Origin of the sequence: Kiloniella antarctica (assembly GCF_042682825.1) — a bacterium.
GTDB lineage: Bacteria > Pseudomonadota > Alphaproteobacteria > Kiloniellales > Kiloniellaceae > Kiloniella > Kiloniella antarctica.
The window spans coordinates 976,683-989,196 of record NZ_JBHUII010000001.1; the positions used below are offsets into that span (position 1 = coordinate 976,683).

Here is a 12,514-nt window from a genome sequence, read left to right on the forward strand (position 1 = left end):
GTGTTATTTGGCTTAATAGATAAAGTAATCTGTAATGCAAAATTATGATGTGATCGTCGTCGGTGGTGGCCATGCAGGTACCGAAGCAGCAGCAGCAGCAGCGCGTACTGGGGCAAATACTCTTCTGGTAACACACAAAAAAAGTACGATTGGTGTAATGTCTTGCAATCCAGCTATTGGTGGATTGGGGAAAGGACATCTTGTACGGGAAATTGATGCACTTGATGGATTAATGGCTAAAGCAATTGATCGAGGCGGGATTCAATTTCGCGTTCTTAATCGTAGTAAAGGTCCAGCAGTAAGAGGACCTCGTGCACAGGCAGATCGTAAACTTTACAAAGAAGCCATTAAAGATCTTCTAGCTGAACAAAAAAATCTTACAATTTTAGAAGCAGCTGTCGAAGATTTAAAACTTGATGATACTAATGCTTGTTGTGGCGTTATTACAGCTGATGGGACAGTGTATAATGCTGGTGCAGTTGTTTTAACTACGGGTACTTTTTTAGACGGTCTTATTCATTTAGGTAAAAAGAAAATTCCTGCTGGCCGGGTAGGGGATGAGCCTGCGATTGGTTTATCAAGGACATTAACACGGTTTGGCTTCGAACTAGGGCGTTTGAAAACAGGAACACCTGCCAGACTTGATACCAGGACAATCGATTATTCTCAATTGAGTGAACAGCCTGGGGATGAGCCTGCTGAACCATTTTCTTATATGACAGACAAAATTACGCAAAAACAGGTCGTTTGTCATATGACCTATACCAACCCAGAGACACACCAGATTATCAGTGATAATATTGAGCAGTCACCGATCTATTCAGGCCAGATTGAAAGTAAAGGTCCTCGTTATTGCCCCTCTATTGAGGATAAAGTTGTTCGCTTCAAAGAAAAAGATAGGCATCAAATATTTTTAGAGCCTGAAGGGCTGGATGATATTAATGTCTACCCAAATGGTATTTCGACATCATTACCTGAGGACGTACAAGAGGCTTTTCTAAAAACTATCCCTGGTTTGGAAAATGCAAAGATTATTCAGTATGGATATGCCATTGAATATGATTATGTTGATCCTCGAGAATTAAGACCCACTCTTGAAACACTTAAAATTCAGGGTTTGTATTTTGCGGGGCAAATAAACGGAACCACGGGATACGAAGAGGCGGGGGCCCAAGGACTTCTTGCGGGAGTAAATGCTGCGCTTAAAGCTTCTGGGTCCAATCGTGATTTTGTTCTGGATCGTGCAGATGCTTACATGGGTGTTATGATCGATGATTTGGTCAGTCTAGGTGTTAGTGAACCTTATAGGATGTTTACCAGTCGTGCCGAATACCGATTAAAATTAAGGGCTGATAATGCAGATCAACGTTTAACAAAACTAGGTCAAGAAATTGGATGTGTTGGTAATGAACGGTCTTTAATTTTTAATAAAAAAATTAAAGAATTAGAATTAGCCCGAGATTTCGCCTTAAATAATAATGCTACTCCTAATGAACTAATTTCCTATGGCATTAATGTTAACAAGGATGGTCAACGGCGTAGTATTTTTGACCTTTTACGTTATCCAGAAATCACGATTGAGGTATTAAGTAAAGTTTGGCCTGAATTGGCATCTATTAATCCAGTTATTATCGAGCAACTTGAAATTGATGCAAGTTACGCAGGTTATATAGAACGTCAGGACGCTGATATTAGAGCTTTTAGAAAGGATGAAGCTCTAAAATTGCCAGCTTCTCTTGACTACGCTTCTATTCCCAGCCTCTCAAACGAGATTGTACAAAAACTTAGTCAATCACGCCCTGATACCTTGGGGGCAGCATCTCGTATATCTGGTGTAACACCAGCTGCCCTTGTTTCTCTTCTTCGTTTTGTAAGACGGTTAGATATAATTTATGTCGCATAATAATTTTTCTGTTGAAGACTTTAAAAAGATAATCGATGTTTCACGTGAAACAGAAGAGAAGTTAATTTGCTATGCAAAACTTCTGACAAAATGGAATAAAGCGATAAACCTTGTCGGGCGTGATACAATTCCTGATTTGTGGCATCGTCATTTTTTAGATTCAGCTCAATTATTAAGTTATTTTCCCGATCATACTGCAAATGACAAAAGAGTAGTTGTTGATTTTGGTAGTGGGGCAGGTTTTCCAGCACTTATTCTTGCTATTTTGGGTGTTGGAGAAGTGCATGCAATGGAATCTGATTTGAAAAAAACGACTTTTCTTCGAGAAGTTTCACGTGAAACAGATGCTGGTTTAATAATTCATAATGAGCGTATTGAAAAAATTACACCTTTTCCTGTTAATGTGTTTACGGCAAGAGCATTTGCGCCCCTCCACAAAATATTGGACTTTGCTCAACCCTTTATTGAAGTATCAAAACCTCAAATTGATCCAGAATTTTTACTCTTAAAAGGTAGAAGTGTAGATCAGGAATTGACCGAAGCTGAGAAAAAGTGGACTATGAAAATGTCGAGGTACAAGTCTCTGTCTGATCCAGATGCGACGATATTGAACCTCAAATTACTATAGATTGGGGGAATTGATCGTGTCACTACAAGATATCGACATTATTTCAAGTTCGAAAAAATCCCATGCCAAGGTTTGGTCTATCGCAAATCAAAAAGGCGGTGTGGGGAAAACGACAACAACGGTCAATCTTGCAACAGCTCTGGCAGCCTGTAAGAAAAGAGTTTTAATCATTGATTTAGATCCGCAGGGAAATGCAAGTACGGGGCTTGGTGTTCAAGCTGATGCTCGCCAGAAAAGCATTTATCAGGTCATGATTGAAGGAATTGAGATAACAAGTGCCATTCGACCAACAGATGTCCCACGTATGAGTGTGATCTCTTCAGGTGTCGAGTTATCCGGGGCAGAGCTTGAACTTGTGAATATGGCTGAGCGAGAGTTTAAACTGGTGAATGCTATCGGTCCGCTCTTGGATAAGTTTGATTACATCCTGATTGATTGCCCGCCTGCATTAGGGCTTTTGACACTTAATGCACTTGTTGCTTCTGATGCTGTCCTCGTTCCACTTCAGACCGAATTTTATGCCCTTGAAGGTTTATCTCATCTTTTACGAACAATTGACCGGGTGAAGAGGGGGTTAAATCGACGCCTTGATATCCAAGGTATTGTACTGACGATGTATGATAAACGTAATAATCTCTGTGAAATGGTTGCAGCAGATGTCAGGGCTTTTCTCGGAGATAAAGTCTTTAAGACTGTGATTCCAAGGAATGTACGTGTATCCGAGGCCCCATCACATGGAAAGCCGGTACTTCTTTATGATGTCGCCTGTGCAGGATCCCAGGCCTATATAAAGCTGGCGGGTGAAATTTTGAGAAATGAACAAATCTCTATTACAAATGCAGCGGTCGCTTAGTAGGTTAGTATTCTAAGTCGTAAACCAAAATTTTGTTACGTTCAGTATTAGTATTATTGGGGATGCTATCTCCATCAGTTATTTGAGAGGGTAGAGTGTTGGGTGAACCACAGGATAAACGGACTAATCTAGGCCGCGGACTTGCTGCTCTGTTTGGCGATGAAAATGAAGATTACGCATCATTAGATAAGGTGCGTTCTACTAAACAGGTTCCTATTGAACATATACATCCCAACACAAAACAGCCGCGTCGTCACTTTGATGAAGAAGCTTTAACGACCCTAGCGGATTCCATTCTCCAATCCGGGCTGTTACAGCCTATTCTTGTCCGGAGACATCCTGAACATGCAACTGAATATGAAATCGTTGCTGGTGAACGCCGATGGCGTGCTTCTCAGAGGGCACAATTGCATGAGATTCCTGTTGTTATCCGCGAACTAAATGACGCCGAAGTTCTACAGGTTGCCATTGTTGAAAATGTTCAACGTCAGGATCTTACTCCAATTGAAGAGGCGACCAGTTACCGTCGTCTTATGGATGAATTTGGTCATAAACAAGATGATGTCGCCAAAATAATTGGCAAAAGCCGTAGTCATATTGCAAATATGTTGAGGCTCTTAACTCTGCCTGAAGATGTTCAAACTTTGGTAGAGAAGGGAGAGATTAGTGCGGGCCATGCTCGTGCATTGGTAGGCGCAGAAGATCCTGCTGAGCTGGCTTCTCAAATTACTTCAAAAGGTTTGTCGGTCAGAGAGACTGAGCGTTTAGCCAAAGCGATGAAAAAAGAACTGGTTACTGGGGAAGAAATCCCAGTTATTAAGCCAAAACTATCTAGCAGTAAGCTGAAACCAGCCACAGGCCCCCAAAAAGATGCTGATACACTTGCGCTTGAGAGAGACTTATCAAATATGTTGGGCCTTAAAGTAACCATAGATTTTCATGGTCAAGGGGGTGCTTTGAGCATTTCTTATGAGACCTTAGAGCAACTTGATAATGTCTTGCATAAGTTAACTCAATCAACTGAATAAGTTCAGCTGAACAGCGTTTATAACCGATAATAATTGACTAACGGATTCTCGTCGGGGCTTTTGCAGTAATTTCGAGTAGGGTTCTTGCACAAAGTATTTCAGCTGGTGAGCCTGTTTTTTTACAATTAGCTTCTGTTTCCATTAACATACTCAAAGCCTTTGCGAGTGCTTTTGGAGACCACTTTCTAACCTGTGCTTTAAAAGGTTCTGCAACTTTCCAAAATAAAGGCGGACGCAAAGTACCGAGTGCTTTGTCTAAAGGTATGCCCTGGGTAACCAGTCCTGAAATCATATGAAGTTTTTGGAAATGCCTGGAAACAGATCTTAGTATAGTGATTGCATTTTGATTTTCTTGTTGAGCACGGCGTAAATTATTTTCCAGATTTCTGATATTCCCCATGGCAACAGAGAGCGCGATATCATCTAAGGTAAGCGTTGCTGTATCACCAATACAGGCGATGGCGTCTTCGAGTTCAATATTACCGGAATTTTTTCCTTTGTAGAGACATAATTTTTGCAATTCTCGGCGCGTTAAGCGTCGATCAGTACCAAGGTTTGTAACGAGGAAGCTGAGAGCGTCATTTGAAATAAAAAGTCCTTCTTTTTCAACGGTTTGACGAATTACATTTGGAAGGCTTTTTTCATCATCTTTGTAACAAGCAATCGCAGCAGCAGACTTTTCACTCTCGAATATTTTTCTTAACTTGGAACGGGCAGGTAAATCTCCTCCCTCAAATATGATGAGGGCATCTCCGATTGGATCTTGTAGAAAATCTTTTATACAATTGGCAAGTGCGTCGCCGGCACTTCTTATCTTAACCACACGTCTCCCACCCATCATGGAAATGGCGGCGGCCTCATCTGATAGAAGCGCAGGTTGTTTCTTGAGTTGGTCATTATCAAGATCAACAATGCGAAAAGGATCGAGTGGATCGTCCACAACGGACAACACTAAACTTTTGCTACGCTCTTGAACCAAACCTTCATCCGGACCATAAACCAGAATTGCTCTGATATTAGAATCAGGCGATTTGGAAAATGTGTCAGCCTTGGCTGGAGGAACCTTCAAATCTCAAATCCGTGGTTATAAAGACTAGAAAAGAAAAGTACGTGTGAATTATTTGCAGATATACCTGCGTTTATTTTGCAGCTTTTGTGAAGTAAGCACCAAGTTGTAGAGAAATATCATCTGCTACTTGCCTTAAAACCCGTTCTCGTGCGGTATCTTCAGCTACGAGATTGGTATAAGGATCATCTAATTCGTCAAAACTGTTGGTTGCGCGTGCAGTGCCTGTATAAACTGAGCTCCGATTTGATAATTTTATTAATGTATACTTAACTACAATGGTAAGGTTTGTTCTGGAGACAGTATTATCAAGCCTTACTGCAAGACCCTTTGTACTTTCTTCTACGATAGTGTTTAGGCTGTAGAGTGGTTGTCTGGGTTGTCCCAGAGGGTTCATTCTGTCGCGTAACATATTATGCAAAATTTGGCCTGGGCGATCAGGAATAGGCGTAATGCGGACCGTCTGTAAATATTGGTTAGATGCATAACCTGTTTCGGCATTTTTCCGGTAAACGGGCTGAAACCCACAGGCAGACAAGATTATAATACTTGTTACAAGACCAAGTGAGACCACCAATTTTCTTACGCTGAAAGAGGTTAAAGTCACTGTTAATTCTCTAAATGACAACATTTACGATCCGATTTTTTACAACAATAATTTTACGAACTTTCTTGTCTCCAATAGCACGTTGCACGGCTTCTTCTGTTGTAGCTGCTGACTTAATGTCATCTTCCGAAGCATCGACGGGCATGGTGATATTGGCTCTGAGCTTACCATTTACCTGAACAGGCAAAGTAATGGTATTAGCAATTATAAGTTTTTCATCGGCCGTTGGCCAAGCAACATTTACAAGCATTTGAGAATGACCAAGACGGTTCCAGAGCTCTTCTGCAATATGCGGCATCATCGGAGAGATAATGCGAACCAGGATTTCAAAAGACTCTCGAAGTGCCCAGTTATCATTGCTCGTTTGTATTTTAAATTGAACAATATAGTTTGTTAGCTCATAAATTTTCGCCACAGCTGCATTGAATCTAAAGCTTTCAATATTCTCACTGATTCCAGCAATAGCTTTGTGGACTTTACGGCGGAGCTCTACTGCTTGCTCGGATATTTTTTCTGGTTGTGATGTATTTACAGCAGGTAATTGATCAAGCTGCGTATCAATTAGTCTCCAGAGGCGTTGCGTATAGCGCCAGGAGCCATCTATGCCAGACTCTGTCCATTCCATATCACGATCAGGAGGGCTATCAGAGAGCATGAAAAAGCGCGCTGTATCGGAACCATAACTGCCGATGATATCAGCAGGATCTATAGTATTCTTTTTGGATTTACTCATTTTAATAGAGGGTCCGACCAAAACAGAACTTCCATCGAGTGTTTTGTATCCGCCGTCATCATTTTTTTCAATTTCTTCGGGAGATAACCAAGCGCCGTTTGTGTCTTGATAGGTCTCGTGACAAATCATCCCTTGAGTAAATAGGCCTTTAAAGGGCTCTTCCATGCCCAGATAACCGCATTTTTTTAGGCCCCGGGTAAAGAACCGGGAATAAAGCAAGTGCAGAACAGCATGTTCAACGCCACCGATGTATTGATCAACTGGTAACCAGTAATCTACATCACTTCGTTCAAAGGCATCTTCTGAACGTGGACTACAAAACCGTGCAAAGTACCAAGAAGATTCCATAAAGGTATCGAAGGTATCGGTCTCACGCTGGGCTGGTTTTCCGCAAGAAGGGCAGGCTGTGTGTTTCCAAGTCGGATGGTGTGCAATTGGATTGCCTGGTTTGTCAAAAGAAACGTCTTCTGGCAGCTCAATTGGGAGATCTTGGGCTTTGACAGGTACTGCGCCGCAATCATCACAATAAACGATAGGGATAGGGCAACCCCAGTACCGTTGTCTTGAGACACCCCAGTCTCGCAAGCGGAATTGAACGGTTCCTTTACCATTTCCGGTTTCTTCGAGATGATTTATCGCAGTTTTCTTCGCAGTGTCACTGTCCATACCATTAAGAAACTCAGAATTTATCATCTTGCCGTCGCCAGTGTAGGCTTCGTTCGCGATTGAAAAATTATCAAAGTTTTCGTCATTTGGCAAAACGACGGGTGTGACCCTCAGATTATATTTTCGGGCAAAGTCCAAATCGCGTTGGTCGTGAGCAGGGCAGCCAAAAATAGCACCTGTTCCATAATCCATGAGGACAAAGTTTGCGACATAGATGGGTAATTCGATAGATGGATCAAGGGGATGAGTAACCTTTAACCCTGTATCGAAACCTTTTTTATCTGCTTTTTCAATAGCTTCTTCGCTCGTACCCATTTTATTGCATTCAGCAATAAAGCTTTTTAGATCAGCACTCTCAACAGAGAGTTTATCTGCAAGGGGATGGTTTGCAGATACTGCGCAGAACGACGCACCAAACAAAGTGTCGGGGCGTGTTGTATATACCTCAATACTCTCACCTGAATTTACGATAGGGAAGAAAACGCGTGCGCCTTCGGAACGACCAATCCAGTTGTGTTGCATAGTGCGGACCTTTTCGGGCCAGCGATCGAGAGATTCTAAGCCTTCTAGGAGCTCATCTGCAAAATCGGTGATCTTGAAAAACCACTGACTGAGTTTTCGCTTCTCGACTTCGGCACCAGACCGCCATCCTTTACCGTCAATAACTTGCTCATTGGCAAGTACGGTTTGGTCTACAGGGTCCCAGTTAACCCAAGATTCTTTGCGCTCTACTAGACCCGCTTTAAGAAAGTCGAGGAACATCTTTTGTTCGTGCTTGTAATATTGCGGGTGGCAGGTTGCTATTTCACGTTCCCAATCGATGGAAAGGCCCATGGATTGTAATTGCTCACGCATAGCAGCAATATTTTCATAGGTCCACTTTCCTGGATGGACACCGCGTGCCATCGCGGCGTTCTCTGCAGGGAGGCCAAAAGCATCCCAACCCATAGGATGCAGGACGTTAAAGCCTTTTGCTTTTTTGTAACGGGATATGACGTCGCCAATCGTATAGTTCCTCACGTGACCCATATGGATACGGCCAGACGGGTACGGAAACATTTCCAAGACGTAATATTTGGGTTTATCCGTGTCGGTCTCTACGGTAAAACTATTGTTATCAACCCAGGCCTTTTGCCACTTGGTTTCAGTTTCCTTGACGTTATAGCGTGTCATAATTCTCTTAACTTTTACGGGCGGTTAAAGGCGAATGATTAATCAGATAAAAGGCCACAGTTGGTATTATCCTTATCTGTGGCCTCTTTTGTTTAAAAGTGAATAATTAACTCAACTCAATTTTTATGAGGAGTACATGTTATTCACTGGAAGATATACGAAGCTGCCTTGCTCTTGTTAGAATAGCATCTTCAAGCTCTGTCCCTGTTTTGGGATCAACTTTTGCGTCAATCCAACCACCAGTTACATCACGTTTTTGTTTGAACACGGAAGCTCTTACACCATCAGCACGTAAGTCACGTCCGAGAATGAAGACATTAACCTTAAAACGTTCCGCCTTTGTCTCTTCCGGACTGTACCAGTCGGTGATTATAACACCGCCAAACGGATCAGCTGACGTTAAAGGCATAAAAGCAATAGTATCTAAAGATGCGCGCCAAAGGAAAGAGTTTACGCCGATGCCAACGCCGCCGTCTTGCGGTTTATTATTACCCAAATCCAGGAGGTTTATTCCTCCTTCACCACCTAAAATGGATCCCCCGCTTTTGGCGTATCGCTCTTGGGTTTTATTATCATATATAAGGTCGGATTCCTTTCCGCCGCTACAGGCTAGAATAGAAATTGACAACAATGTTATTACAAGTAAACGAACGAAAGAGGTTTTATAGGTCATTCTTCTTCCTGGATTAAATAAACCTGAGAATACTTAACCTAATCTTTGTAGTGAAGTACAGAAAAAAGAAAGGCCGATCCAAACTGGACCGGCCTTCTTTAGAACTAAATGTATTCAGTATCAAATTAGAATGATACGGAAACACCAGCTTGTACGTTAGTGAAGTCTTCAGCAAAACCTTCGTACTCACCAACTGTACCAGCAACCCATGTATTTAGGCCTGGTGCAATTTCATAACCAACACCAGCAGAGTATGCTGTGAAGTCAATGTCAGTGCCGCCGTCGTTGTCACGTTGGGACCAAGCTGCACCGAGTGATGCACTCCAAGGACCAGTTGCATAAGCAATACCTGCGTCAACTGTATCAACTTCAGCAGTATCTTCTAGGTCTTCGTGGATGTAACCCACAGCAGCGCTAAAGCCGGCGTAACCAACTTTTAGACCGCCACCAACACCGTAGTAAGTGTTGTCGTCAGAGCCAGTCGCAGACTGTTCTTCTGTACTAGCAACTAGACCAGCATCAATTGAGAAATCATTGAAAGAACCAGAATAGTTGATACCACCATCGATATGGTTGTCTGTACCTGCACTACTACCTGATGCAGTATTACCATTATCGGAATCAGGTGCGAAAGAAACACCAGCTTTGAAGCCGTTAAATGTTGGTGTGAAGTAAGTGATCTTTGTATTATCAGAAGAATCGTTTAGATCAGCTGCTGTACGAGCACCTGCACCACTGCCTGTATAACCTGTATTGTATAATACAGAACCAGTGTAGTTTCCGAGCATACCGAACTGGAAGCCAACAGATGAACCAGAAACCATCAAACGGTCAGCAGCAGAATCTTGGTCACCAAGTTCAACGCGACCAAAATCGCCTTCGAGGAAGATATGGTTTTCATCTGAGTTGTTAGAAGTATTCTGGTCAGCTTCGAGCTGTAGGTGTAGACCATAAGTTAGGCCGTTATCAGCAGTTGCAGTATATGTAAGTGCAACTTCTGAGTTTGTGTTGAAATCAACACCTTTGTTAGTGTCGCCACCAACACCAGCAGAATCACCATCTACACCTGTAGAAGAAACGTGGAACTGTGTGAACGCAGACCATACGATTTCGCCGTCAGCAGCCATTGCTGGTGCTGAGAAAGCTGCGCCAGCTACGAGAGCTGAACTAGCAAGCAGAACTTTTTTCATTATATTCGATCTCCAAAAGAAATAAATCAGGCTCAAGGCCTTCAATTAACGTGTGCTTTTGTAGCACTAGCTGAAAAAGAAGTGCAATACTGGAATCTTGGTAACTGTTGTTTTTAGGTACTAGTGTGACATTGATGCAACATTTGTCTGCTTATCAAGGATAGAAGGTTAAGGAAATCAGTTATCTTATTAACACATCGAACAAGAAATTATGTGAAACGATGCTTCTTCATATACAGAGCCTTACATTTTAAACTTTAGAATCTGAGGAAACAAAACTTCATTTGGGATCTGCTTGCAGGCTTTTGTGCAGCCTGATATTTAATCACCTACAAATTCAAACTTTGACATCCACATTTTTTAGTGGGGTCATATTAGGTCTTAAAAATGGAGATATTAGATGCCAGGAATTCTCTGGATCGCTTCTTATCCTAAATCAGGTAATACATGGGTTCGTGTTTTTCTGGCAAACTTGATATTGAACGCAGAGGAACCTTTGTCTCCTAATAGAGCGAACGAAATCTGTATTAGTGAAGCAAATAGGGTTTGGTTTAAACCATTTTTGGATGAAAAGCCTTGGGAAGAACAAACTGAACAAGAGATTGCGGATGTTCGTGATCTGGCACAACGTAGAGCTGTTGAAGTTAACAAAAGAGTTGTACTTCTAAAGACACATAATTTTTTAGGTGAATTCCTAGATAAGCCGCTTTGCTCTATGCGTTCGACAGCTGCTGCAATCTATATTGTTCGAGACCCAAGAGACGTCGCTGTTTCAGGGGCTGATCATTTTGGAGTATCAATTGATGAAACAATTGAACTCATGGCAAAAACGGGTGCTCGTAGTGAAGCGGATGAAAATCTAGTTTATGAAATTTATAATAGCTGGTCTAATCATGTTAAATCTTGGTCACAAGTTAAACACCAAAACTTAATTGTAATTCGTTATGAAGATATGTTGGGCGAGCCACATAAGGTTTTTATTGCCTTGGCAAAAAAACTTGGAATTACTCAAGATGACGAACGTATAAAGCGTGCTGTGGAATTTTCATCTTTCAAACAACTTCAAGCATTGGAAGCTGAAAAGGGCTTTATAGAGCGATCTCATAAAAGCGAAAAATTCTTCCGTTCTGGAAAAGCAGGTGGTTGGAGAGAAGTGTTAACGGATAAACAACGATATCGAATTGAAAAAGACCATAAGACCCAGATGAAAAAATTTGGTTACCTCTAAATATTTCTAGTTAAAAATCTGACAAAACTCAATCTTATATAGATATATTAAGTACCAATATCGTTGTTTAATAGGGAAAATACTGTGGCTTCCGAATGTAATATTTCTTCAAATTTAAAAGAAATTAAAAAGAGTATTGAAAGTATTAGGCAAACTGGGTTGATCACTAGTGAAGAGGTTATCCTTGTTGCTGTTAGTAAAACTAAGCCTGTTGAAGCTGTAATTGAAGCCTATGAAGCCGGGCAAAGAGTGTTTGGCGAGAATAAGGTTCAAGAAGCGGAAGCCAAGTTTTTAGACCTTCGTACGGGCAAAAAAGATATTGAGCTTCACTTGATAGGGCCATTACAAAGCAACAAAGCCAAAGAGGCTATCCAGACTTTTGATGTAATCCAAACCTTGGACAGATCTAAACTGGTAATGGCGCTTTCAAAGGAATTAAAAAAGCAAGATCGAGCTGTAGAGTTTTATATTCAAGTGAATACTGGCGAGGAACCTCAAAAGGCAGGGGTATTACCTTCTGGTCTTTCTGATTTATTGAAGCTTTGTAAGTCTGAGAACTTAAATGTTACGGGGTTAATGTGTATCCCGCCCGTTGATGAAGAACCTTCACTACATTTTTCTTTCCTTGCAAAGTTGGCAAAAGAAAATGGTATACCTAAACTTTCTATGGGTATGAGCAGTGATTACGAACTCGCCGTTCGATTTGGTGCAACTCATGTGAGGGTTGGCTCTGGTATTTTTGGCGCGCGTAATTATCCTACCTAAG

Annotated in this window: 11 protein-coding genes; 6 read left to right on the forward strand and 5 right to left on the reverse strand. The window is 41.6% G+C overall.

Annotation, left to right across the window (positions count from 1 at the left end; translation table 11 throughout):
* The first annotated feature begins 34 nt into the window (after positions 1-34).
* The 4 genes from mnmG to ACFSKO_RS04690 all read left to right on the forward strand — a co-directional run bounded on the left by mnmG (position 35) and on the right by ACFSKO_RS04690 (position 4,412).
* Positions 35-1,903 carry a tRNA uridine-5-carboxymethylaminomethyl(34) synthesis enzyme MnmG gene (gene mnmG / locus ACFSKO_RS04675; protein ID WP_380248910.1) on the forward strand — a complete coding sequence of 623 codons (1,869 nt, stop codon included), beginning with the start codon at positions 35-37 and terminating at the stop codon, positions 1,901-1,903.
* Positions 1,893-2,531, forward strand: a complete 639-nt coding sequence (gene rsmG, locus ACFSKO_RS04680; protein ID WP_380248912.1) for a 16S rRNA (guanine(527)-N(7))-methyltransferase RsmG — start codon at positions 1,893-1,895, stop codon at positions 2,529-2,531. Before mnmG ends, rsmG begins: the two co-directional genes overlap by 11 nt.
* 13 nt (positions 2,532-2,544) lie before the next feature.
* Positions 2,545-3,384, forward strand: a complete 840-nt coding sequence (locus tag ACFSKO_RS04685; protein WP_380249440.1) for a ParA family protein — start codon at positions 2,545-2,547, stop codon at positions 3,382-3,384.
* A 95-nt stretch (positions 3,385-3,479) separates the two neighbouring features.
* Positions 3,480-4,412: a ParB/RepB/Spo0J family partition protein gene (locus ACFSKO_RS04690; RefSeq protein WP_380248914.1), complete on the forward strand. Its 933-nt coding sequence runs from the start codon at positions 3,480-3,482 to the stop codon at positions 4,410-4,412.
* A 37-nt stretch (positions 4,413-4,449) separates the two neighbouring features.
* On the opposite strand, the gene holA is transcribed toward ACFSKO_RS04690, so the two are convergent.
* From holA to ACFSKO_RS04715, 5 genes are all read right to left on the reverse strand, one after another.
* The gene (gene holA, locus ACFSKO_RS04695; protein WP_380248916.1) at positions 4,450-5,481 is read right to left on the reverse strand and encodes a DNA polymerase III subunit delta; all 1,032 of its coding nucleotides are present in this window, start codon (positions 5,479-5,481) and stop codon (positions 4,450-4,452) included.
* A gap of 70 nt (positions 5,482-5,551) precedes the next feature.
* Positions 5,552-6,085: an LPS assembly lipoprotein LptE gene (gene lptE / locus ACFSKO_RS04700; protein ID WP_380248918.1), complete on the reverse strand. Its 534-nt coding sequence runs from the start codon at positions 6,083-6,085 to the stop codon at positions 5,552-5,554.
* Positions 6,086-6,095: 10 nt separating this feature from the next.
* On the reverse strand, positions 6,096-8,657 hold the full coding sequence (gene leuS, locus ACFSKO_RS04705; RefSeq protein ID WP_380248920.1) for a leucine--tRNA ligase: 2,562 nt from the start codon (positions 8,655-8,657) through the stop codon (positions 6,096-6,098).
* A gap of 139 nt (positions 8,658-8,796) precedes the next feature.
* Positions 8,797-9,330: a DUF3576 domain-containing protein gene (locus ACFSKO_RS04710; protein WP_380248922.1), complete on the reverse strand. Its 534-nt coding sequence runs from the start codon at positions 9,328-9,330 to the stop codon at positions 8,797-8,799.
* Between the two features lie 125 nt (positions 9,331-9,455).
* Positions 9,456-10,520: a porin gene (locus ACFSKO_RS04715; protein WP_380248924.1), complete on the reverse strand. Its 1,065-nt coding sequence runs from the start codon at positions 10,518-10,520 to the stop codon at positions 9,456-9,458.
* 400 nt (positions 10,521-10,920) lie between these two features.
* On the opposite strand from ACFSKO_RS04715, the gene ACFSKO_RS04720 reads away from it, so the two are divergent.
* Together ACFSKO_RS04720 and ACFSKO_RS04725 are read left to right on the forward strand one after the other, a co-directional pair.
* On the forward strand, positions 10,921-11,748 hold the full coding sequence (locus ACFSKO_RS04720; RefSeq protein ID WP_380248926.1) for a sulfotransferase domain-containing protein: 828 nt from the start codon (positions 10,921-10,923) through the stop codon (positions 11,746-11,748).
* An 84-nt stretch (positions 11,749-11,832) separates the two neighbouring features.
* Positions 11,833-12,513, forward strand: coding sequence for a YggS family pyridoxal phosphate-dependent enzyme (locus ACFSKO_RS04725; protein WP_380248928.1), 681 nt, complete (start codon positions 11,833-11,835; stop codon positions 12,511-12,513).
* Position 12,514: the final 1 nt, after the last annotated feature.